Genomic DNA, 22,976 nt, shown 5'->3' with positions numbered 1-22,976 from the left:
CGTACGCGCCGGAAACGCCGAAGACGGCGGGTTAACTCGCGCGCCGCTTGAGCTTGCGGCGCTCGCGCTCGCTGAGACCGCCCCAGATCCCGAAACGCTCATCGTTCTGGAGGGCGTAGTCGAGACATTCGCCACGGACATCGCACGACGTGCAGATGCGCTTCGCGTCGCGGGTCGAGCCGCCCTTCTCGGGGAAGAACGCCTCGGGGTCGGTCTGCGCGCACAGCGCGTCGGTCTGCCAGGCGAGCGGGTTGTCGTCTTCACCCGGTGCGGCGCGACGGACGCCGGGCACGCCGAGGAAGACCGGATCGACGAACCAATTCTCGGGAACGCCCGAACGGTAGCCTGCGCCCGTCATTCTGCTCTCCCATCCGTTCAGCGATCCGCGGAATCCGCGATGGGTAAATTACACAGGTGTGATTCGTCTGGGTCAAGTCGCGGATCGTAAAGCCTCAACCGCGCATTGAACCTTCACGACGCGCCGTCGGCGTGTCGTTCAGGGTTAACCCTGGCGCCTTTCGCAGCGATCCGAGTCAGCCGCCGGTCAGCGTCCGGGCAGTGCCACGAAGACCTCTCCGGCGCCGGAGACCACCAGCTCGGACTCGTCCTGCGTGGCGAAGGCCGCCGTGCCCGGCGTCAGCTCCACCGTCTCGCCCGAGCGGCCGTTCACCCGCACGGCTCCCCCGACCGCGAGCACGATCGCCGGACCGTGCAGCGCGAGCGTGCGCGGCGCGGCCTCATCGGCCCGCACCCGCCACAGCTCGAAGTCGGGGATGCCGGGCCGAAAGGCCTCGACACCGTCCGACACCGGCTCGGGCAGGATCCGCGGCGGGGCGGCCGGCGTCGTGTCGACCACGCGGAGCAGCTCGGGGACGTCGATGTGCTTCGGGGTGAGCCCGCCGCGCAGCACGTTGTCGCTCGCGGCCATGAGCTCGACCCCGAGACCGTCGAGGTAGGCGTGCAGGCTGCCCGCGGGGGCGAAGATCGCCTCGCCGCGCTGCAGGACCACGAGGTTCATGAGGAGCGCGACCACGACGCCCGGATCCCCGGGGTACGCGGCCGCGATCCGACGGGCGACCGCGAGCTCGGCCGCGAACTCGTCCGACTCGGCGGTCGCCAGCGACGCGATGACGTCGTCCACCTCGCTCCCGGCCTCGCCGGAGAGCAGCCACCCGAGGGTGTCGCGGAGCGCCTCCGCATCCGGTCCCCTCAATCGCTCGCGCACCGCCGTGACGCCCGCGGACTCGCCCAGCCCGGCGAGGAGCCGGCGGGTCGCCGCCACCTCCCGCAGGCCGGCGAGAGCCTCGAAGCGGCTGCTGACGGCGACGATCACCTCGGGCTTGTGGTTGTCGTCGCGGTAGTTGCGGCCGGCCGCATCGAGCGGGATGCCGGCGGCGGTCTCGGCGGCGAACCCGGCCTCGGCCTGGGCCTTCGAGGGGTGCACCTGGATCGACAGCGGCGAGGCGGCCGCGAGCAGCTTCAGCAGGTAGCCCAGTCGTGCGCCGCCGGCGTGGGCATCCAGCCACGCGTCGAGCGTGCCCGCCCCCGCCAGACGCGCGGGCGATCCGGGATGGTCCCCGAACCACACCTCCGCCTCCGGCCGACCGGTGGGCTCACGGCCCTGCAGCCGGGCGATGAGCGTCGCGGACCCCCACGCGTAGTCGCGCGGGTCGTTCTCGAGGAGTGCCAGCACACCCACAGCATAGGGGCGGGACGCACTAGCCTGAGGCCATCATGGCAGTGCACTCCCGGCATCCGGCATGGCCCGTCCCGTCGGCTCCGGAACGCGAACGGACGGGGCATCTGCTGCTGCGCGCGTGGTGCGCTTTCGTGCTCTTCCTCGCGGTGTCGGCGGTCGCGTGGATCCACGCCGTCGGGCCCGTGGCGGCGACCGTGGTGGCGGTGGGGGCCGCCGTCGTGTCCGGCATCGTCTGGGCGACGCGGCGTCCGCCGTTCGACGGGCGGCGACTGCCCTGGTTCGTGCTGGCCTACGTGCTGTGGGCCGCACTCTCCCTGCTGTGGACCCCCGCCGCCGTGTCGGGCTGGCTCCTGCTGGCCGTCACGACGCTGCAGGGACTGTTCGTGGCGGCGGTGCTGACCTGGCGCGAGCTCGTGGGGGCCCTGGCCACCGCCGTGCAATGGGCGCTGGGGCTGTCACTGGTCTTCGAGCTCATCGTTTCGCTGTTCGTCGGCGGCCCGCTGCTGCCGGGTTTCCGGCTGCCGACGGGTGCGCACGAGCCCGCCGACTACTGGTCTCAGGACGATCTGCTGCGCGGCGGGCCGATCCAGGGCGTGTTCGGCGATGCGAACCTGCTGGCGGCCGTCGCCCTGCTCGGCATCGTCTTGTTCGCGATCCTCATGGCCGCGAAGCCCGGTCGACGCGTCGCGCCCGGCCTGTGGATCGCCGTGGCCGTGTTCCTCCTGCTGCGCGCCGCATCCTCGACCGCCTACATCGCCGCGGGCGCCGTCGCGCTGGTCCTCGGCACCGTGCTGCTCATGCGCACCGTGCGGCGCGCGGGCGGTCGCACGAGGTACTACGTGCTCTTCGCCGCCGTCGGCGTCGCGGGTGCGCTCGCGATCTGGCTGGCCCGTGACGCCGTCTTCGACGGCTGGGTCGTGAGCCAGGGCGAGACGGTCGCACAGGCACGGAACGTGTGGGCCGAGGCGTTCGCCCGGCTCGGCGTCGTCGGGCTCGTGCTGATGGCGGGGATCGCCGTGTCGTTCGTCTGGCGCGCCTGGTTCTTCGCGATCGACCGCCCGCGCTTCGACCTGGACGCCGAGCGTCCGTACTCGTCGCTCACGCTGCTGCCGACCCTCACGGCGACGATCCTGCTCGTGACGGGACTGACCGACTCCGGCCCGCCCCTGCTCTGGGGGTGGATGCTGGTGGTCGCCCTCGGCACCAAGATCACCCAGGCTCCGCTCGTGGGCGTCGGCCCGGCCGAGCAGTCCGCCGCGATCGAGCGCGGCGACCGCGTTCGCCCTTGAGGGCGCGCAGGGACGCGTGCGGTGCGCAGGGTAGGATCGACGGGCTATGGCCGCCGCATCCGAACGTCTTGACGCGCCCACGACGACCCCCTTCGATCCCGCGAGTGCGACGATCGCGGTCGTCACCTACAACCGGTCGGCGCTTCTGTCGCGACTGCTCGAGTCGATCGAGCGGATGGACCCGAAGCCCGGGCACGTCGTGATCATCGACAACGCCTCGACCGACGACACGACCGAGCTCGTCGAGTCGTTCCGCGAGCGGCTGGGCACCGAGCTGGTCTACCGGCGGCTGGAGACGAACACCGGCGGGTCCGGAGGGTTCAGCGCGGGCATGCAGACCGCGTACGAGCTCGGCTCGACCTGGATCTGGGTCATGGACGACGACGTCGAGGTGATCCCCGACGGCCTGGCCAAGATGGGGAAGTGGGCGCCGCGGTTCAAGAGCATCCAGGGACGCCGCTACGACTTCGACGGCAGCGAGTTCTACTGGCAGTACCGCATCGCCGACCGCATGGGGATCCCGATCCCGTTCGCCCCGGCGGGCTTCGACGAGTCGGGCTTCAAGGAGATGAACTCGGGCTGCTTCGAGGGCATGTTCATCCACCGCGACATCGTGAGCCGCATCGGTTTCCCCGACCCGCGCTTCTTCATCTACTGGGACGACCAGATGTACGGCTGGCTCGCGTCGCGGCAGACGACATCCGTCATCGTCAACGAGTTCGTGCTGCGCCGCACGCGCGAGATCAAGCAGTGGGACATGGGCATCCGGCACATGAACGCGTCGAGCGACGCGTACCGCTACTACATCATGCGCAATCGCGCGCACATCAAGCAGTACTACCGGTCGCTGGGCGCCTACAACGCACCGCTCTTCGCACTGGGGACGACCCTCACGTTCGCCAAGGAGCTCATCCGCCTCGCCGTCGTCGAGCGCACGCTGCGCGGCACGTCGCACCTGTTCCGCGGGCTCCGCGACGGCCGCCGCATCGCGCGCGACCGCTCGTGGCGTCCGATGCCGCCGCTGGTCTGAGCGGCCTCTCCTCCCCAGCCCGCGCGCCGAGCCGTCACTTTTCGCGCTTCCGCCCGGGGTTTTCGCGCGTTTTGTGACGGCTCGGGCCGCGTGAGGGTGTGGACAGCGCGGCGCGCGGCGGGGCGGCGCGACGCAGGATCGGGGCATGCCACGGCGTATCCCCCTCCCGCACGAGGTGCACGCGCGGGCGTTCACGGTCGGTGAGGGGATGCGGCTGGGCCTCGGCCCCGGCAGACTGCGCGGCCGTGACCTGCAGCATCCGTTCCACGGCGTCCGCGCCGCCGGCGTCGACCTCGACGTCCTCTCCGCGCGCTGCGCGGCCCTCGGCCTGCTGCTCGCCGACCGCCACGCGATCAGCCACGCGACCGCGGCCGCCCTCTTCGGCGCGCCGCTTCCCTCTCCCTTCACTGCGCCGCAGCGACCGCTCGAGGTCACCTCGCTCGGCGGCGGGCGGATGCGGCGCGTCGGCGTCCGCGCGCACGAGGGCCCGCCCGATCTGCCGGTCGTGCGCTCACCGTGGGGCTTCCTCGTGGTCGCACCGGCGACGGCGTGGTGTCAGCTCGCGGCGGACGCGGTCTCGCGCCGCGGACTCCTCACGCACGCCGACCTCGTCGCGGTGGCCGATGCGTTCGTCTCCGGCCGCAGGGCGTACGGCGACCGGCGCACCGACATCCGCTGCACCGTGTCCGACCTCGCGGCGGCCGCGGAGCAGCACGGGTCGCGCCGCGGCGCGGTCGCGCTCGCCCGCGCGCTCCCCCATGTCCGCGAAGGCGTCGACTCGCCGCGCGAGACGCTGCTGCGGCTCACGATCGTCGGGGCGGGCCTGCCCGAGCCGGAGATCGGCCTGCGGGTCGTGACCGCGGACGGCACGTTCTTCCTCGATCTCGCGTACCGCGACGCACGGATCGACCTGGAGTACGAGGGCGACCACCACCGCAGCGACGCGCAGCAGTGGCGGCACGACATCCGCCGCGTGCGGGCGTTGCAGGAGGCCGGTTGGCTCGTGCTGCGGGTCACCGCCGGCGACCTCGCGTCGGGGCCCGCGCGGGCAGCGCTCGTGTCTCAGCTGCGGCGTCACCTCGCCTCACGACGCTGAGCCGTCACAAAACGCGCCAAACCGGGCTCGTATGGCGCGTTCTGTGACGGCTCGGCAGCGGATCAGCCGGCGTCGAGCACCCAGCCGCCGACCAGCTCCTGGCTGAACGGGACCGAGTAGGCCATCAGCGCACCCGCCTGGGCGTCGCGGAAGATCCGCTGGATCGGCGAGCGGAGCAGGTACCCGCTGCCGCCGCCCACCTTGAGCGCAAGCGCAGCGGCCTTCTTCGCGACCTCGTTGGCGAGCATCTTCGTCTCGGTCGCGGCCGGCATCGCCTCGGGCGAGCGGATGTCGGCGAGCCAGGCGGTCTGCTCGGCGAGCAGTCGTGCCGCGCGCAGCTCGGCCCAGGCGAGCGCGGTCTCCGCGCGCACCCAGGCCGCCGCCGCGAGGTCCGGCTTCGATGCCGTGTAGGCGAGGAGCGCGTCGATCGCCGCCTCCGCGATCCCGATCGAGATGAACCCGAACCCGACCGTGATGAGGTTCGCGTAGTCGGGCGCGGGCGGACCGCACAGACGCGTGCGCGGCAGGGGCGTCGCGTCGAACAGGATCGTGCGGCTCCGCGTCGCCCGCATCCCCATGGTCTCGTCGATCGGCGGGAACGAGACCGTGTCGTCCACGGTCACGCCGAAGAAGCCGGGCGCCCCGTCGACGCGGGCGTTGAGGAAGAGGTGGTCGGCCGCCTCCGAGCCCGACACGAAGAGCTTGCGGCCCGTGAGGGTCCAGCCCTCGAGGGCGGGCGTCGCGTCCTGCTGCGAGGCGAGGAAGTGGTTGCCGCCGGCGGGCTCCGACAGCGCGTTCGCGAAGCGGCGCCCGGCGCGCAGCTCGTCCGCGAAGAACGCGGCCTCGGCGGGCGGCGACATCGAGACGAGCGCGTGCGCTGCGCCGATGTGCATGAGCCACACGGTCGCGACGGCCGGGTGGGCGGCGGCGAGGGTCCGCACGGCCGCGCCGAGCGTGGCGTAGGAGAGCGCTTCGCCGCCGTGCGCGACGGGCAGGAAGGCCGCATCCAGACCGCTGTCGGAGAGGGCGCGCAGGTGCTCGATCGGGAGCCTCGCGTCGCGATCGTCGTCCGCGACCGTCGCGGCGAAGCCGCTCGCGAGCGCGGCCACGGTGTCGACCCAGTGGGCCTCGGAGTCGGGGACGGCGACAGGTGAGGGACGGGTGAGCATGAGCGGGATCCTTTCGGGCGAAGGGCGGTCAGGCGGCGCGGGCGCGAAGCCGCATGCTGCGGCGGAGCTGCGCACGCGAGGTGAGCACCAGCACGACGAGCGTGACGACGTACGGGAGGGCCTGGTAGAGCTCGCTCGGCAGCTGCAGGGGCGTCGACTGCGCGAGCAGCGCGAAGCTCTGGAGGAAGGCGAACAGCAGCGCCCCCAGCAGGATACCGACGGGACGCATCCGCCCCATGATCACGACGGCCAGCACGACGTAGCCGCGGCCCGCGGTGATGTCGGGCGTGAACGAGCCGATCGAGCCGACCGTGATGGCCGCGCCCGCGAGGCCGGCGAGCGCGCCGCCGATCAGCAGCACGTCGGCGCCGACGCGGGTCGTGCGAACCCCGCGCAGGGCGGCCGCCGCGGGGTCGCTGCCGACCGCCCGCACGCGGCAGGCCGAAGCGCGTGTAGCGGCTGAGGGCGTAGGCGCCGACGAGCAGCAGCAGCGCGAGGTAGAACAGCGGCCCCTGCGAGAAGAGCACGGGACCGACGACGGGGATGTCGGAGAGCACGCCGAGGTGGATCGGCGTCAGCGTGTCGACGCTCACGTTCGTGTGCCCGGCGGGAACCCAGAGCTGGAAGAGATAGGTCGAGAGCCCGAGCCCGAGCATCGTGATCGCCAGGCCCACGACGATCTCGTTGGCGTGCAGCCGATAGACGGCGAGGTTCATCACGAGTGCGAGCACGACGCCCACGGCCGCTCCGGCCACGAGACCCACGATCGGGCCGGCGACGCTCGCGCCGAACACGCCGGCCAGCGCGCCGAGGATCATCATGCCCTCGATGCCGAGGTTCAGCCGTCCCGCCCGTTCGACGAAGCCCTCGCCGATGCCGGCGAGCACGAGCGGGGTGGACAGCGCGAGGGCGCCCGCCAGGATCGACACCCACAGGTCGAGACTCATCGGGCCCCCTCCTCGAGTGCGGTCTCGGCGTCGTCCGCGGCGGTCGGCGCCTGCGCAGGCGGGACGACGGGATGCCGCGACACGGCGGCGATGCAGGCCACGCCGAGCACGAGCACGCCCTTGACGACCTCCGCGATCGAGGACGGCACGGTTCCGGTGGCGGACTGCATGCCCACCGCCCCCGCCGTGAGGGCGGAGAAGAAGAGGGCGGCCAGCACGATCCCGGGAGGCACGAGGGCGCCGAGGAGCGCGACCGCGACGCCGGAGAATCCGACGCCGCCGGAGACGCTGCCGAGCAGGCGTCCGCCGATGCCCGCGACCTGGATCCAGCCGACGACGCCGGCACCGAGGCCCGAGACGATGAGGGTCGTGTAGATCGCGCGCGGCCTGCTCGTGCCCAGCCGGGCGGCGAGCGCGGGACGGCTCGCGAAGACGATGAGCCGGGTGCTGGCGCTCGTGCGCTGCCACACCCAGAACGCGACGGCGATGAGCAGCGCCAGCACGATCCCCCAGTGGGCGCGTGTGCCGGGGATGAGGGGCGGGATCTCGGCGGTGGCGGGGAGCTTCGCGCTCTGCGGCGTCGCCGTCTTCTCGCCCGAGGCGAGCCAGGTGCGCAGAGACCAGCCGAGCAGCCCGATGGCGACGTAGTTCAGCAGCAGGCTGGAGAGGATGACGTCGACGTGCCAGCGCACGGCGAGGAACGCGGGGACGAGGGCGAAGAGCGCGCCCCCCGCGGCGCCGGCGAGGAAGCCGACGAGCCCGTACACGATCCCCGGCGCCGCGTCGCCGAGGACGGCGCGGATGCCGAGGATGGCCGCCGTGGCGAAGATCGCCCCCACGATGATCTGGCCCTCGGCGCCGACGCTGAACACGCCGGCGCGCAGGGCGGGGATGAGGGTGAGCGCAATGATCGCGACCGGGACGGCGCCCACCAGCAGCTCCCCCACGCGGTAGGGAGAGCTGCTGATGCCCTCGACGAGCCCGCGCAGGCCCGTCAGCGGGTCGGCGCCCGCGGCGACGATGAGCAGCGCCGCCACGAGCACCACGGCGACGACGACGCCGGTCACGACGAGGGCGCGGCGGGAGGCGAGCGCCTTCATCGGGCCGTCTCCGTGTGCCCGTGCCCGCAGGCGTCGACAGGTCCGGGCAGGAGGACGTCGACGAACTGCTGACCGGCCACGTCGATGAGGCCGCGCTCGGTGATGCCGAGATCGGGCACGACGTACAGCCCGACGAAGGACAGGATGATGTACGGGGAGGGGATGCGACACCCCAGCGCCGCGGTGGCCGCGTGCCCGTCGCGGAGGAGCTCGGCGGTGACCTCGAACGGCGCGTCGCTCATCATGCCGCCCACCGGCAGCGGCACACGCGCGAGGACCTCGTCGCCGTCGACCGTCACGAAGCCGCCGCCCATCGCCCGCAGCTCCTCGACCGCGCGGAGCATGGAGGCGTCATCGGCACCGACGACGGCGACGTTCATGTTGGGGCAGTTCATGGTGATCGCCATGGCGCCGCGGCGGAGGCCGAACCCGCGCACGAACCCGATCCCGGTGTGGTGCTCGGCGTGGTGACGGTCGAGGATCGCGATCTTCAGGACGTCGGTGTCGACATCCGTCTGCACGAGTCCGTCACGGACGGCCAGCTGCGCGTCGAAGGCGCGTTTGAAGTAGCCGTTGTACATCTCCATCGCCCGCACCCGGACCAGGTCCGCGTCCCCGGGCGCAGGCACGGCGAACACGTCGGGCGCCAGCGTGTCGGGCAGGTGCACGGTGTCCTTCGCCCAGTCGGGGATCGGATCGTGGTTCTCGAACAGCGCGACGCCGTCGCGGGCGACGACCTCGCCCGCGGAGATCACGAGCGAGGGCCGCACCTCGGCGAGGTCGGGGATGAGCTGGAGGTCGGCCAGACGGGAGGGCGCGAGGAGCCCGAGCACCTGGTCGAGGCGGTAGTAGTGCGCCGGGGTGACGGTAGCCATGCGGTAGGCGAGGAGGGGGGTCGACGCCGAAACGGATCGCCTGCCGCACGTGGTGGTCGATGTGGCCGGAGGTCGAGAGGTCGAGCGCGTGCTTGTCGTCGGCGCAGAAGCACATGTGTCGCAGGGCCGGGGCGATCGCGTCGAGGTCGGCGAACAGCGGGACCGTGTTGTCGGTGAGCGAGGAGCCCATGACCGTGATCATGGCGCCGAGCCGCGTGCGTTCGAGCACCTCCTCGACGGTCGCGGAGTTGTGGTCGTCGCCGACGCCGGCGGCGAGGTAGCCCCAGAGCGACTCCTCCGTCTGCGCGGCGGTGTGGCCCGTGATGCGGCGGCCGGCCACGAGCGCCTCGCGGAAGCGTCCGGTGGAGACCTCCCCGTAGTCGAACGGGTTGCCCTCGCCGAGCGTCGCGGTGACGTCGTCGCGCAGGCGGGCGCGCACGGTCTCCTCGGGGATGACCGCTCCCCCGCGTTCCAGCTCGAGCGAGGCGGGGGTGGTCGGCGAGACCTGCTGGAAGATGCGCAGCGGCGTGCGGGTCGAGAGCAGGAGGTCCATGCCGCGCGGGCCCCAGACGTTGGCCGCTCCGTTGGGGTCGGTGAGCACGGTCGTGGTGCCGCGGGCGACGCTCAGGCGCGCGAGCTCGCCGGGCGTGAGGTTCGTGTACTCGATGTGCAGATGGGCGTCGATGAAGGTGGGCACCACGTGCTGACCGGTGGCGTCGATCTCCGCCGCCGCATCCGCGACGTGACCCCAGGCGGTGAGGGTCGCGATGTGCCGTCCCGCGATGACGACGTCGCGTTCGAGCCACTCCTCCGTGCCGGGCGAGAGCACGAGGCCGCCGCGCACGATGAGGTCGGGCCGTGCCCGGCCGGACGCGACCGCGCGCAGGTGCGAGAGCTCCGCGTCGGTCGGGTAGAGATCGGTCTTCTCGGTCACTTCTCCTCCGTGAGGCCGGCCATCGCGCGCCCCAGGTTCTCCGTCGTGGCGTGGGATGCGGGCAGGTCGGCGACGAGGCGGCCGCCGAACATCACGAGGATGCGGTCGGACACCTGCAGCAGCTCTTCGAGGTCGTGGGAGGCCACGAGCACGGCCGCGCCCGCTTCCGCGGCGGCGACGACGCGTTCGCGCACGGCCTGGGCGGCCCGCAGGTCGAGGCCCTGGCTCGGCCCGTAGGCGAGGACGGCCCGGGGCGCGCCGCCGCCGGCGCCGGAGCGGCCGAGCTCGCGGGCGATCAGCAGCTTCTGCTGGTTGCCGCCGGAGAAGCCGGATGCGGCGAGCTGCGGCCGCGGCGGACGTACGTCGAACGCACGCATCTGGGCGGTCTGCCGCTCGCGGCGGGCCGCGCGCGTGGCGCGGCGGGACTCCGGATCGGCGGGGGCGCCGGCGACCGCGCGGTAGAGGTCGAGCGTCTCCCCGGCCGCCATGGTGGGCACGAGCGCATCGGCGCGCTCCTCGGGGATCCAGGCGACCCCGCCGCGGAGCGCGCCGGCGGCGGTCACGGGTGCGCCGTCGAGCTCGACCGTTCCCGCCGTGGGCGGGGTGAGACCGGCGAGGACGTCGAGCAGGAGGTTCTGGCCGCTGCCGGAGACGCCGGCGAGGCCGACGACCTCTCCGGCGCGGAGAGTGAGCGAGACATCGTGCAGTGCGCCGTCGGCGTCGCTCGCGGCGCTCACGCCGCGAGCGACGAGCACGTCGTCGCCGGGGGTGCGCGCGGCGCGGGGCGCGGGCTCGGGCAGCTCGCCCACCATGAGCCGGGCGATCTCGGCCGGGCTGAGCCCGGTGGCGGCGCCGTGGTGCACGACCCGGCCGTGGGAGAGGACGGTGACGTCGTCGGCGACCTCCCGCACCTCGTCGAGCCGGTGGGTGATGAGCACGATCGCCGTGCCCTGCGCGCAGAGCGCACGCAGATGGGCGAACAGGCCGCCCGTCTCGAGCGGGCCGAGGCTCGCCGTCGGCTCGTCGAGGATGAGGATCTGCGCGCCCTCGGCCAGGGCCACGATGATCTCACCCAGCTGCCGCTGGGCCTGGCTCAGGCGCGAGGTCGGCGCGTCGAGGTCGACCTCGACATCCGCGCGTCGCAGCGTCTCTCGCAGGAGGGCGCGGGCGGCGCCCCGCCGTGCGATGCGGCCCGAGCCGACGAGCAGCAGGTTCTCGACGAGACTGAGCTCGCCGACGAGGCTGAGCTGCTGCGGCACCATGTTGACGCCGCGTGCGCGGGCCTCGGCGCGGTCGCGGGGGGCGTAGGACGCCTCGTCGAGACGCATCTGCGCGGCGTCCGGCGTCTCGATGCCCGCGATGACCTTGGCGAGCGTGGACTTCCCCGCCCCGTTCTCGCCGACGATCGCGTGCACCCGCCCGGGCCGCACGTCGATGTCGGCATCGACGAGGGCGCGGACGGGTCCGTAGCTCTTCGAGACGGACCGGGCCACGAGGGCCCGGCCCGTCTCGATGGTGGTGTGGGTCATCAGGAGATGGTGACGCTTCCGTTCTTGAGGCCGGTGATGAGCTCGTCGACCTTGCTCTTGACGTCGGCGGGGACCTTCCCGCCGACCGTGTTGATGTCCTGATAGACGATGCCACCGTTCTCGAGCGTCGAGGTCACGCCCTTGTCGCCGAACTTCCCGGCCTTCACCTCTTCGACCCAGTTCTTCACGATCGGGTACATGTCGAGGTCGACGGTCGAGACGTTGTTGGCGAGGGCGCTCGCGCCGGCGGCCGAGGAGACGCCGACGCTCAGCGCGCCGCCCTTGGCTGCGGCGGAGCCGACACCGGCGGCGATGCCGTCGCCGGTGGTGTAGACGAGCTTCGCGCCCTGGCCGATGAGGCCGGTCGTGGCGGAGGCGGCGGCCTCGGCGTCGTCGAAGCTGCCGGCGTAGACGACCGGGAGGAGCTGGGCTCCGGGGTTGGCGGCGGTCACGCCCTTCTGGAAGAACTGGTCGGTCGCCTTGACGAAGTCGAGCTCCATGGACTCGACGCGTCCGATCGGGGACGCCTGGGTGAGGCCGGCGATGTACCCGGAGAGGTATCCGACCTCGGGGGTGGAGTAGGTCCATGTCTCGACGTTCGGGGTGTGCTTGTCGAGGATGTCGTCGCCGCCGGACGCGGTGAAGTGCACGTCGGGGTGGTCCGCGGCGACCGAGAAGATCGCGTCGCCGAGCTCGATCCCGTGACCGATGATGAGGTCGTAGCCCTGGCTGGCGAAGTCGGCGACGACGGGCTCGCTCTTGGCGGGGTCCGACATCTGCTCGCGCAGCTCGTAGGTGATGAGCCCCTCGTCCTGGAGTTTCTTCAGGGCATCGGCGAGGGCCTGGTTGAAGGCGCCGTCGTTGGCGTTGCCCGGGGTGAGGGCGCCGACCTTGATCACGTCGGATGCCGTGGCGGAGCCCGTGCCGCCGCCGGTGGCGGTGCCGGAGCAGCCGGAGAGCGCGAGGGCGGCCGCGCCGAGGAGCGCTGCTGCCGAGAGCAGGGGGGTGAGTCGGTTTCGCATGCGTGGTGCCTTTCGGGTGCGTTGTCGGGAAGGGATTGTCAGGGAACGGACGGTGGAGCGGGAAGGAGGCCGAGGTCGGGAGCGGTCGTGACCCGGAAGCCGGCGGCGAGCGTCGGGCCGACGAAGGCACGGCTGTCCGGCGACCAGTGGCCGAGGACGGCGCCGGTCGCCGGATCGACGCAGGGGTCGAGCTCGACCACAGCGGGCGCGGCGTCCGGGTGGAGGGCCGCATCCTCGATGCAGACGACGGGCGCGCCGTGGAGGACGCGTGCGGTGCCGGTGGCCGGCAGCCGTCCGCTCTGGGCGAGGGCCGTGACGGCGGCGGTCGCCAGGAACCCGCGCAGGGCGGGATCGGCGTCGCACTCCGCGGGGCTCTTGGTGCAGCCGGTCCGCCACGTGACGGCGCCGCTCGAGACGGAGACGACGCTCACCTGGGTGCCCATGGCCGCATCCCCCTGTCCGATCGCCTCGATCCGCACGGCGAAGCGCTCACCGGAGCGCGTGGCGGTGATGCGCTCGGTGTAGAGCGGCTCGGCCTTCGTGCCGGTGACCGTGTAGGCGTCCGGCCACGCGGCGACGAGCGGTGCGAGAGGCACGGTCGCAGCCGCGGCGGGCGCGGCGGAGACCGGTGCGGCCGGCGACGGGTCGACGGACGGCCGGGCCAGGGCGGATGCGGCGGTGGCGCCCACGACGACGAGCACGCCGACGGCCGCGGCGATGATCGCCGCGCGCCCTCGTGCGTGCCGTCGCCGGGTCATCGTCCGATCGTCTCCTCGAGCTCGGCGCGCAGGTCGCGCTTGAGGTCGTCGTCTGCGAAGGAGGCGTCGATCGAGCGGCGCGCGAAGCCGGCCATGTCGTGCAGGTCGAAGCCGAACTGCTCGGCGGCGACCGCCCAGTCGCGCTCGAGGGCCGTGCCGAGCGGGGCCGGGTCATCCGTGTTGAGGGTGACGGCCACGCCCGCGTCCAGCAGGAGCGGCAGCGGGTGCGAGCGCCAGTCCGGGTAGATGCCCAGCGAGACGTTCGAGCGGGGGCAGACGCCCAGCGAGATGCCTTCGTCGACGAGGCGGCGGATGAGGGCCGGGTCCTCGATGGCCCGCACGCCGTGGTCGATCCGCTCGGCGCCGAGCATCTCGATCGCGTCCCACACGCCTTCCGGCCCGCTCGACTCCCCCGCGTGGACCGTGCGGTGGAGCCCGGCCGCCGCGGCCGTGCGGAAGGCGTCGTGGAACTTCTCGCCGGTACGGCCGACGGTCTTCTCGTCGCCGTCGATCGACAGTGCGACGACGCGACGAGGGCGCGCGGAGGCCAGCGCCGCGACAGCGTCCTCCGCCTCGGCGGCGCTCTGGCCGCGGAGCAGGGAGTAGGCGATGCCGACCCGGCAGAGGCCGTCCTGCTCGGCCTCGTCGAAGCCGCCGGCGAACGCGTCGAGGAGCTCGAGCTCTCGGCCTCGCCAGAGGCTCCAGTGGGTGGGGTTGACGATGACATCGCTGTAGCGCACACCCGAGCCGGTCTGGCGGGCGGCGAAGGCGTAGGCGACGTCGGCGGCCTGCTGGCGGGTGCGCACGAGTGAGCACTGCCAGTCGAGGAACCGCAGGAAGCCGCTGAGCCCGGCCGCTCCGGCGCCGTGGGCCACGCCGCCGGTCGTGACCTCCGGACGGGCGAAGCCGTCGTGCGTCGAGACGTCGAAGATCGTGAGGGCGGGGCCCGGCAGGGCGACGCCGTTCTGCTTCGCGAGCCGCAGGAGGTCGAGGAGCGAGAACGCCCCTTCGAGGTGCACGTGCACCTCGGCCTTGGGCAGGGCGCGGACGGCGTCCTCGTCGACGCGCGCGAGGGCGGCGGCGGTGGGGTGCGGCATGGGGACCTTTCCGGTGGTGCGGGTGACGGCATGACGCTACCGCCGCACGGGCACTTGTGAACAAGTGCAGCGCAACTTGTTCGCGAGTCGTAACGATGACGTAATGATTCGTCGTATTTCCGTCGCAGATACGACCTACGCTGGAGTGAACTTGTCCACAACAGCGAGGAGCTGCCGTGCCTGAGGAACTCTCCGAGATCGACCGCGACCGGCTGCGCGACTGCATCCGGATCGCCGAGGAGACCCGTGCCGCCGGCGCTCATCCCTTCGGCGCGCTCGTGACGGACGCCGACGGCCGCGTCGTCTCGGCGCTCGGGAACAACTCCCTGCCGCCGGACGGCGACCCGACCCAGCACGCGGAGCTGCGTGTGGTCGCGGCGGCGTTCCGGAGCCTCGGACCGGAGGGGATGCCGGGCTCCACGCTCTACACGAGCGCGGAGCCGTGCGTGATGTGCTCCGGCGCCGCCTACTGGGGCGGCATCGACCGGGTCGTCTACGCCCTGTCGGAGGAACGGCTGCTGGAGCTGACGGGCGCCCACCCGGAGAACCCGACGTTCTCGTTCGCGTGCCGCGAGGTGTTCGCCCGCGGCCAGCGCGACATCGCGGTCACGGGCCCCGTCATGGAGGACGAGGCGGCCGCGCCGCACATCGGATTCTGGGTGTAGCGCCGGCCAGGGAGTGACTCGTCAGCCCGGCAGCGGCCCGCACTGGTCGATGCGGTAGAGGGTCGAGTCGCCGTCGGTCGCGACCTCTGTGAAGAGCCCGTCCTTGACCGCGGTGTGCACGCCGATGAAGTGGTTGCCGGAGGGGTCCCCTCCCCCGAACTCGTGGGGATGGTACAGCACGTACCGCACGCGGAGCGCGTCGAGGGCGCGGCAGACGGCCGGATCCGTGCCGATGTCCTGCAAGTGCCAGGCGATGAGCGCACGGTCGGGGTCCCACTGTCCGTTGACGTGGGGGAACACCGGTTGCCGTCCTGCGTACTCGCGCGAGAGCGCCGAGCCGTCCCAGGGATCGCCGAGCAGTCGCTGATCCGCCGGCACGGTCTGCGCCACGACGTCGCGCATGAAGTCGATCTGCGCGCGCGAGACGACCTCGGACGTCGCTCCACGATCGGGCATGCGGAACACGAACGCGACGGATGAGGTCACTCCGCCTGCGGCGAGACCGATCGCCGCCGTGCCTGCGATGAGGACGGTGAGCGCCGCGGAGACCGCGGTCAAGACACGTCGTCCGCGCACCATCCACCCGACGCAGGTGACGATGCCGAGCGTCGCGAGCGGCACCGCGACGATAGGGAGCGCCGAGCTCAGCCGGTAGCGGTCCTTGTACCAGAGCGCGGTCGCGAGCTTGGAGAAGACGTCGTCGGAGCCGGCGGCGAGCGCGAACAGCACGGCGAAGACCGCATAGGCCACGAGGAGCCAGCGCATCCCGCGTGTGCGAGCGGCGATCACGACGCCGACGAGCACAGCGGCCGCGAGCAGGATCGCAGGGAAGGTCACCACGCCGTCGAGACCGAGGGGCCAGGACTGCGAGACCACCTGCCAGAGCCCCGCGGCCACGGACTGCGTGGCTTTCGCCTGGGGGCCTCCCAGTCGATCGTCGAGCGGTCGCTCGAACAGCCCGAGTCGGAAGACGAGGTAGGCGAAGGCACCAGCGGCCGCGAGGATCAGGAGCACGATGCCGACCACGAGCGCGCGCCCCGCGACGACACGCGAGCGCCCCCCGGCAGTCCGCGCCCACCGGTAGGCGCGCACGGTCTCGGCGATCGCGAACGGGAGGAGGACGACCGCCCAGGTGACGAGCACACGAGGCTGCCCGAAGCCGACCGCGGCCAACACGACGATCGTCGCGGCGACGCCCGCGAGCATCGAGTACCCGGAGCCTTCCCGGCGCCGCCGGGGCAGCCAGATCGCGAGCGGCGCCGCGAGCGCCGCAGGCACGAGCGCGGTCGCGAAGAAGGTCGGATACAGCGTGCCCCAGGTGAGCAGCCCGTAGGGCATCGCCCCGAAGGCGACGCCCAGCGGCAGCGCCACGAGGGCGACGAGGTGGCGATCGAAACCCCGCACGAGGACCTGGGAGAGCCAGGCAACTCCCGGCAGCCACAGCGCCGCGCACGCCGCGATCCACGTCGCGTTGACGGCGACCGGGACCGAGACGCCGGACAGCTGCGCGGTCAGCGCGACTGTCGAGTGCCAGCCCGACGGGTAGAACGACCATGAGCGCGTCGTCTCGATGAGCGTCCGCAGGGTGAGCGAGGACGCATCCCCCGTCTGCAGGATGTGCGAGATCGCGGAGAGGTGGAAGACGTTGTCGTAGGTCTGGCTGATCCGCTCAGGGCTCGGCACGGCCGCGAAGGCGACGACGGCGATCGTGACGGATGCGGCGACCCAGGCGAGCACGAGCCACCCCGCGTGAAGACCCGCTCTCTGCACCGGCATGCGTCCGAGGCGACGACGCAGCAGCCAGACAGCCGCTCCCCCGATGACAGCCAGCAGGAGGGGCTGCCAGATCGAGAACGGGAGCCGAAGCAGGCCGAAGAGGACGCCGGCGACGCCGATGAGCGTGACGCTGGTGGCGCCTGCAAGGGCGGTCCGAGGGATGACACCGAGTCGGAGGGATGCCGTGACGATCAATCCCGGGATCCACAGCACCAGGAGCGCGACGAGAATCGCCGGGAGTGCCCCCGCCCAAGCGGCGAGCATCAGGCCAGGCTGTTGTTCCACATGGAGAGGGCGGAGCCGATCGCCATGTGCATGTCGAGGTACTGGTACGTGCCCAGCCGGCCGCCGAAGTGGACGTCCTTCTCGCCCTGGGCGAGCTCGCGATAGGCGAGCACGCCCGCCCGGTCAGTGGGGGTGTTGACCGGATAGTAGGGCTCGTCACCACGCTCTGCGAACCGCGAGTACTCCCGCATGATCACGGTCTTCTCCCGCGGGTACCGGTCCGAACGCTCGGGGTGGAAGTGCTTGAACTCGTGGATGCGGGTGTAGGGGACGTCGGCGTCGGCGTAGTTCATGACGCTCGTCCCCTGGAAGTCGGAGACATCCAGAACTTCTTCCTCGAAGTCCAGCGTCCGCCAGCCCAGCTCGCCCTCCGCGTAGTCGAAGTAGCGGTCCACCGGACCGGTGTAGACGATCGGCAGCTGACCGACCGTCGCTTTCTTGTTCAGCGCGCTGCGTCTCATCGAAGAAGTCCGTGGACAGCTTCACCTCGATGTTCGGGTGATCCGCCATGCGCTCCAGCCATGCCGTGTACCCGTCGACGGGCAGGCCTTCCCACGTGTCGTTGAAGTACCGGTTGTCGTAGGTGTACCGCACGGGGAGGCGGCTGATGATCTCCGCCGGCAGCTCCGTCGGATCCGTCTGCCACTGCTTCGCGGTGTAGTCGCGGATGAATGCCTCGTACAGCGGCCGCCCGATCAGCCCGATCGCCCGCTCCTCCAGGTTCTGCGCCCGCTTCGGATCGAACTCCCCCGCAAGCTCCGTGATCAACGCCCGCGCCTCATCCGGCGTGTACGCCGCCTGGAAGAACTGATTGATCGTGCCCAGGTTGATCGGCAGCGGGAACACGACGCCCTTGTGGTTCGTGTACACCCGGTGGACGTAGCTCGTGAAGGCCGTGAACCGGTTCACGTACTCCCACACCGTCGCGTTCGACGTGTGGAACAGGTGCGCCCCGTACCGGTGCACCTCTATCCCGGTCACCGGCTCGGCCTCGCTGTACGCATTCCCACCGATGTGATGACGACGATCGATGACCGTCACCTTCCGACCGGACTCGGCCGCACGCTCCGCGATCGTGAGACCGAAAAAACCGGAGCCGACTACCAACAGATCCATCGTGAACACCTCTCCCGCGACGGCCGTTCGGACCGATCGCCGCCACAAGCGTAGTCGGCGACTCGACACATGGTTGGCGCTTCCAGCGCCCGAACAGTGACGTCCCGTACACTCTTCTAGTGTCCGAAACTCTTCGTGACGAATCGCCCGCAAAACTCGACGCGCTGACCGGTATCCGAATCATCGCGGCGCTGTGGGTTGTGCTCTTTCACATACGCGGAAACCTTGCTACCGAGTTCGAAGCATACCGATACGTCGCTCCGGTGGTGGACTATGGCGAACTGGGCGTCGAGCTCTTCTTCGTGCTCAGCGGCTTCGTCCTCGCACTAGCGTACGGACGTCGACTCTCGCGAGCCTGGCAGTGGTCGTCCACCCTCAATTTCTGGTGGGCGAGGTTTATCCGGCTATGGCCCGCTTACGCGACGGTATTAGTCGTTGTGTCTGCATGGCACGCTGCTCTTTCGATCAGCCACATCTCTGATCCTGTCGCACCGCGAGATTTCTCGCTGGGTTCGTTCGTGCGGCAACTACTGATGATCGTCCAGTGGAACGAGCCGGACTCGGACCGGCTCACATGGAACGGCCCAGCGTGGACGGTTTCCGCGGAGGTACTGGCTTACCTCGTGTTTCCACTTTTTACGCTCGTCGTCCTGCGTTGGGTCGATCACATCCCAACATACGCGCTGCCCGTACTGGCCACCGCGACAACAGTCCCCCTCATCCTCTCCACGATCGTTCGTGGATCGCTCTACGAGCCATGGACGTGGGTGCTCAGGATCGGCTGCTGCTTCGTGGCCGGGTACGTCATGTTCTTCTTCTACGAGCGTCTTCGAAACCAGCAGGCCGCGCAGCGCGCAGCGAGATGGGCTTTTCCGCTGGTGACCCTGCTATTCCTCGCTATCCTTGTAGCCGCCCACAGAGCCGGGGTTCACGTGTGGGGATTTACGGCAATCGCTTTACTGCCCACCATCATCGTTACGCTGGCATTGGACCGGGGCCCTTCGTCCCGCATCTTCTCAGCCCGACCTTTTGTGATCGGCGGTACAGTTTCCTACAGCGTGTATCTGGTACACATGCCAATTATCGAGCCATTCTGGCTGCTTCAGGGAACGGTAGCGTGGCTGGCACCTGGAACGACCGGCGCGAAGATTGGCTTCCTGCTCCTGCCCGTTCTCGTCGTGCTGACGGGATACGCTCTATGGCGATTCGTAGAGGAGCCCGCAAGGAAGGCCCTACGAAGCAGACCGTCTTTTCACCGGAGCGCTCTGCCCCACCCATAGACTCAGGGAGAAAGACTGCCGTGTCTACCCACCTCAGCACCACATCCGGAGTTCTGCAGCCATGACTACTTCCGCGACGGCGGCTTCCATGCACACAGGTTCGCGCGTAGAGCGCGGCAAAAAGCTTGCCGCGCTCATGCCAGGCTGGCCGTTGGCGGCAGTTCTGGGGGGAATTATTTCACTGATCCCCCTGTTGTTCAATCACCGATTTTACTACGTCGACGACACTCAAACCTACTCGGTGGGCCTGTGGAACGACATCGGCGCGAAATTGCTGGACGGAACCTTGGGCTGGCTCAATCCCGGCGCATGGTTGGCTGGTAACCACGCACTCGATGCACAGCACGGTCTGTGGAGTCCCATCCTTCTTGCCATCTCAGCGGCGGCTGCCCACTCGGCCAATCTCGGGGTCTTGGCAACGGCTGTCAAGATCGGATGGCTCATGGCTGCGACCGTGGGAGCGTACCTCTTGACTCTTACCTTCGTAACAAGGCGCAGGTGGGCGTTGGTTGGAGGAGTAGCTGCGCCCTTGAACGGCGTGACGAGCTACATGGATGCGCCGTCATGGACCGTTCTTCTCATCACTCTTGCACTGCTCGCATTCCTCGGCTGGTCCCTCCGGCGAATTGACAGATTCACCGCCATACCTGCGTGTGTATTTGGCATGCTGGTCGTTGGCCTAGGCTTCGCGCAGAGCGTCATAATGGCGGCAGTTTTGTTTGCCGCAGTCTGCATTACCGAGGTTCTCAGTCGGCGATGGAGAAATGTCACCCAGATTCTTATCGCTGGTGCCGCAACGGCGTTGTTCGCCCTAGCCGTCTTCCTCCCCGGGATGCTGAGCAGTTCGGTGACCTTCCGCGATTCTTCGGGTGTCGGGAACGACGAACTCATGGGAGGAAGTCTCGGGACCTTCGCGCTCGGGCAGTTCCCGACTGCATTTCCAGAGATGACTTGGTCCTGGGGAGCAGTTGCTCCGGTTCCATTCGCGTACGTGTCCTGGATGCTCGCTCTCGCCGCCCTCTTACCCTGGCGACGGGTTTGGGGATCTCGTGCTCAGCTGACCTCGCTCGCCATCGTGGCCGTAATCACCGCGCTTCTGTTGCTTGGTCCGACGCTCATAGGGCCAACGCGCATGCCCTTTCGGTACTACCCGTTGCTGTCACTCACGGTTGCGGTACTGCTCGCTGTCGGCTTCTCAGTTGCTGATGAATCCGGATGGCGCCTCACGCGCAGCCGACTATGGATCATCGTCGCAATTCTTGCCTGGGGCGGATTCGCCACGTTCAGCAACGCACCATCACGAACAGACGCGCTTGTCCTGGGCTTGGGTTCTGCGTCCATCGCATGCGCATGCGCCGTCATCACTATACGTCTCCGTCGTCAGTTCCTTACGAGTGCTCTCGTATTCGGCTGCGCCCTGGTCGCGTTCGCTCAGCACGCGGTCTTTCCGAGCGCACCGGTGTACGACTTCTCGCTCCCTAGCGCGCGAGCGGACTTTCAGAACGTCCAGAGCGCCGCGATCGCTCCCTCTGTCGTTGTCGGGACGCTGCGCAACGGGAACGACGAAACACCTGGCTATACGAGAGAGCTGCTCCTAGGAAACTCATGGCTGCTGTCAAACGCCGGAGTACAGAACCTCTACAGCTCGCTAGGACGCAGAGGTTACAGCGATACCTTCTGCATCGACTTTCTCGGCCAAACGTGCCCCACATTCCTGACTAGCCTCTTCTCCGCGCAGCCCACCACCGGTCAGTTATTGGTGGATCAGCTCGGGATCAACTCCGTGATCGTCACCGCCGACGTCGCATCGCAACGGAATCAGTTGCTGCCCACGCTCGGAGACCAGCAGACTCCCACGGGCTGGCATGTCGAGACACGTGGCGTGTACACCGAAACTTGGGTTCGTGATTCTCGGGCGACGTGTGATGAAGGCGGAATTACCTGGCAATCGGGCGGCGTGAGTTCCACACTTGTCAGTTCAACTTCCGACAGCGTTACCATTCACGTCGACGCAGTTTCCGAGGGCAGCGGTCGGGTGGCATTCTGCCGCATGCAATGGCCTGGCTTCCAGGCATCTAATGGGGCGAAAGTTCTCTCCATTGACGGCTACCTACTTGGCGTCGAGGTAGGCTCTGCCGATGTCGGACGCGACGTCACACTCAGTTATCATCTCCCCGGAGAACATGTGATAACGGGGGCGCTGGTCGTAACGGCCGTCCTGCCGCTGGCATCCGTGTTGCTTGCATTCGTATGGCGACGACGACGCGACTTCAGTCGGGTGGCTCGAAACTAACGGAAGGGTCCCGGCGCGCCGCCAAAGGTCACGATCATAAGTCCAGCTCTAGTCGCTTACAACCCGGCCGAGCGCGAGACACGCAGATCATCATCGTCCGGGAAGATCGCCTAGCCTCCGTGCTGAGGATGGAGTCTCGGTGTTCCACGGCGCCGGAGAGGACGCGAGTCTCACACGAACCGCACGTTCCTTCCAAGCAGTCTCCCGGAACAATGACCCCTTCGAAGTCCGCAGCCATCAAGATACTTTCATCAATCGGGACAACAAACTCCACATCTGATGCGACCGCGTGAACAACGAACTCCGTGTTCTCTGAAGTTTCAACATCACGAGGGTGGAAGTGCTCGATATGAACAAACGGCAATCGTTCCATCGACTCCATCGCGTTCTCCACAGCGGACATCAACCGTTCCGGACCGCAACAGTAGACGTGCTGGTTCGGCTCTCCTTCCGCAACGGCAGAATACACGTCTAGCCTGCGCCCCTCTGAAGACGCGTAAACTTCCACCTTTCCCGGGAACTCCTGTTCGAGAGCCTCCAGATAAGCCATAGACTCACGCTCGTGACCAAGGTAGACGAGTCGCCATCTCGAACCAGAAACCTCAGCTGCAAGACACATCGCAATCAAAGGTGTAATACCAATTCCACCGGCAATGAAAAGATATGATTCGGCCTCCACGAAAGAAAAATGGTTGCGGGGGCCCGAAGTCATGACGCTGTCACCGATGTGGAGATCACTCTCGATCAAGAGAGATCCCCCGCGCCCTTCTTGCTCCACAAGCACCGCAACCGTCCAGGTATCTTTCCTGCCCGAGGGAGACGGAACAAGAGAGTACTGGCGCACCATATCGTCGCCTAGTCGAACATCTATGTGTGCTCCAGGCTCCCATGACGGAAGAACATCACCAGGCAGCGGCTCCATCTCGAGTTCTATCACTCTCGATGTCAATGTCCTGCGGCCCACAACCCGCACAGTCCTGACTACCTCTGAACGATCGGGCAAACTAATCACTCCC

General features: G+C 69.4%; 19 protein-coding genes and 2 pseudogenes. 6 read left to right on the top strand and 15 right to left on the bottom strand.

Annotated elements, in window-relative coordinates; translation table 11 throughout:
* Positions 1 to 31: 31 nt before the first annotated feature.
* Both QE381_RS00160 and manA read right to left on the bottom strand, forming a co-directional pair.
* Positions 32 to 358, bottom strand: a complete 327-nt coding sequence (locus QE381_RS00160; RefSeq protein ID WP_307214403.1) for a WhiB family transcriptional regulator — start codon at positions 356 to 358, stop codon at positions 32 to 34.
* A gap of 186 nt (positions 359 to 544) precedes the next feature.
* A complete protein-coding gene (gene manA, locus QE381_RS00155; protein WP_307214402.1) occupies positions 545 to 1,693 on the bottom strand; it encodes a mannose-6-phosphate isomerase, class I in 1,149 nt (382 codons plus the stop codon).
* A gap of 41 nt (positions 1,694 to 1,734) precedes the next feature.
* Here manA and QE381_RS00150 point away from each other — a divergent pair, with 41 nt between their 5' ends.
* From QE381_RS00150 to QE381_RS00140, 3 genes are all read left to right on the top strand, one after another.
* The gene (locus QE381_RS00150; RefSeq protein ID WP_307214400.1) at positions 1,735 to 2,988 is read left to right on the top strand and encodes an O-antigen ligase family protein; all 1,254 of its coding nucleotides are present in this window, start codon (positions 1,735 to 1,737) and stop codon (positions 2,986 to 2,988) included.
* 46 nt (positions 2,989 to 3,034) lie between these two features.
* On the top strand, positions 3,035 to 4,018 hold the full coding sequence (locus QE381_RS00145) for a glycosyltransferase family 2 protein (RefSeq protein ID WP_307214399.1): 984 nt from the start codon (positions 3,035 to 3,037) through the stop codon (positions 4,016 to 4,018).
* A 145-nt stretch (positions 4,019 to 4,163) separates the two neighbouring features.
* Positions 4,164 to 5,114, top strand: coding sequence for a hypothetical protein (locus tag QE381_RS00140; protein ID WP_307214397.1), 951 nt, complete (start codon positions 4,164 to 4,166; stop codon positions 5,112 to 5,114).
* A 62-nt stretch (positions 5,115 to 5,176) separates the two neighbouring features.
* Here QE381_RS00140 and QE381_RS00135 read toward each other — a convergent pair whose 3' ends face one another.
* The 10 genes and pseudogenes from QE381_RS00135 to add all read right to left on the bottom strand — a co-directional run bounded on the left by QE381_RS00135 (position 5,177) and on the right by add (position 14,545).
* Positions 5,177 to 6,283 (bottom strand): acyl-CoA dehydrogenase family protein, encoded by a 1,107-nt coding sequence (locus QE381_RS00135; protein ID WP_307214395.1) that lies wholly within the window; start codon positions 6,281 to 6,283, stop codon positions 5,177 to 5,179.
* Positions 6,284 to 6,311: 28 nt separating this feature from the next.
* Positions 6,312 to 6,716, bottom strand: coding sequence for a hypothetical protein (locus QE381_RS00130; protein WP_307214393.1), 405 nt, complete (start codon positions 6,714 to 6,716; stop codon positions 6,312 to 6,314).
* Positions 6,717 to 6,732: 16 nt separating this feature from the next.
* Positions 6,733 to 7,230, bottom strand: a pseudogene (locus QE381_RS17790) (hypothetical protein); the annotation flags it as partial.
* Positions 7,227 to 8,330 (bottom strand): ABC transporter permease, encoded by a 1,104-nt coding sequence (locus QE381_RS00125; RefSeq protein WP_307214391.1) that lies wholly within the window; start codon positions 8,328 to 8,330, stop codon positions 7,227 to 7,229. The gene QE381_RS00125 and the pseudogene QE381_RS17790, both read right to left, overlap by 4 nt.
* A complete protein-coding gene (locus QE381_RS00120; RefSeq protein WP_307214389.1) occupies positions 8,327 to 8,917 on the bottom strand; it encodes an adenine deaminase C-terminal domain-containing protein in 591 nt (196 codons plus the stop codon). The genes QE381_RS00125 and QE381_RS00120 overlap by 4 nt, the downstream gene beginning before the upstream one ends.
* Positions 8,859 to 10,139: an amidohydrolase family protein gene (locus tag QE381_RS00115; RefSeq protein ID WP_307214387.1), complete on the bottom strand. Its 1,281-nt coding sequence runs from the start codon at positions 10,137 to 10,139 to the stop codon at positions 8,859 to 8,861. The genes QE381_RS00120 and QE381_RS00115 overlap by 59 nt, the downstream gene beginning before the upstream one ends.
* The gene (locus QE381_RS00110; protein ID WP_307214385.1) at positions 10,136 to 11,668 is read right to left on the bottom strand and encodes an ABC transporter ATP-binding protein; all 1,533 of its coding nucleotides are present in this window, start codon (positions 11,666 to 11,668) and stop codon (positions 10,136 to 10,138) included. Before QE381_RS00110 ends, QE381_RS00115 begins: the two co-directional genes overlap by 4 nt.
* Positions 11,668 to 12,690: a BMP family protein gene (locus QE381_RS00105; protein ID WP_307214384.1), complete on the bottom strand. Its 1,023-nt coding sequence runs from the start codon at positions 12,688 to 12,690 to the stop codon at positions 11,668 to 11,670. The genes QE381_RS00110 and QE381_RS00105 overlap by 1 nt, the downstream gene beginning before the upstream one ends.
* Positions 12,691 to 12,728: 38 nt before the next feature.
* Positions 12,729 to 13,448, bottom strand: a complete 720-nt coding sequence (locus QE381_RS00100) for a hypothetical protein (protein WP_307214382.1) — start codon at positions 13,446 to 13,448, stop codon at positions 12,729 to 12,731.
* Positions 13,445 to 14,545, bottom strand: a complete 1,101-nt coding sequence (add, locus tag QE381_RS00095; RefSeq protein WP_307214380.1) for an adenosine deaminase — start codon at positions 14,543 to 14,545, stop codon at positions 13,445 to 13,447. The genes QE381_RS00100 and add overlap by 4 nt, the downstream gene beginning before the upstream one ends.
* A gap of 176 nt (positions 14,546 to 14,721) precedes the next feature.
* On the opposite strand from add, the gene QE381_RS00090 reads away from it, so the two are divergent.
* On the top strand, positions 14,722 to 15,210 hold the full coding sequence (locus QE381_RS00090) for a nucleoside deaminase (protein ID WP_307214377.1): 489 nt from the start codon (positions 14,722 to 14,724) through the stop codon (positions 15,208 to 15,210).
* A gap of 21 nt (positions 15,211 to 15,231) precedes the next feature.
* Here the strand turns inward: QE381_RS00090 and QE381_RS00085 are convergent, their stop codons facing one another.
* Both QE381_RS00085 and glf read right to left on the bottom strand, forming a co-directional pair.
* A complete protein-coding gene (locus QE381_RS00085; RefSeq protein ID WP_307214375.1) occupies positions 15,232 to 17,250 on the bottom strand; it encodes a DUF6541 family protein in 2,019 nt (672 codons plus the stop codon).
* Positions 17,250 to 18,387, bottom strand: a pseudogene (gene glf / locus QE381_RS00080) (UDP-galactopyranose mutase). Before glf ends, QE381_RS00085 begins: the two are co-directional and overlap by 1 nt.
* Before the next feature lie 119 nt (positions 18,388 to 18,506).
* Between glf and QE381_RS00075 the strand changes: the two are divergent.
* Together QE381_RS00075 and QE381_RS00070 are read left to right on the top strand one after the other, a co-directional pair.
* Complete coding sequence (locus QE381_RS00075) at positions 18,507 to 19,667, top strand: acyltransferase (protein WP_307214373.1); 1,161 nt, start codon at positions 18,507 to 18,509, stop codon at positions 19,665 to 19,667.
* A 61-nt stretch (positions 19,668 to 19,728) separates the two neighbouring features.
* Positions 19,729 to 21,960 carry a hypothetical protein gene (locus QE381_RS00070; protein ID WP_307214371.1) on the top strand — a complete coding sequence of 744 codons (2,232 nt, stop codon included), beginning with the start codon at positions 19,729 to 19,731 and terminating at the stop codon, positions 21,958 to 21,960.
* Between the two features lie 34 nt (positions 21,961 to 21,994).
* Here the strand turns inward: QE381_RS00070 and QE381_RS00065 are convergent, their stop codons facing one another.
* Complete coding sequence (locus tag QE381_RS00065; protein ID WP_307214369.1) at positions 21,995 to 22,897, bottom strand: PDR/VanB family oxidoreductase; 903 nt, start codon at positions 22,895 to 22,897, stop codon at positions 21,995 to 21,997.
* Positions 22,898 to 22,976: the final 79 nt, after the last annotated feature.

The organism is Microbacterium sp. SORGH_AS_0888 (assembly GCF_030818905.1).
Classification (GTDB): Bacteria; Actinomycetota; Actinomycetes; order Actinomycetales; family Microbacteriaceae; genus Microbacterium.
The sequence above is the reverse complement of the archived record's forward strand: the minus strand, read 5'-3'. Positions and strand labels throughout refer to the sequence as shown.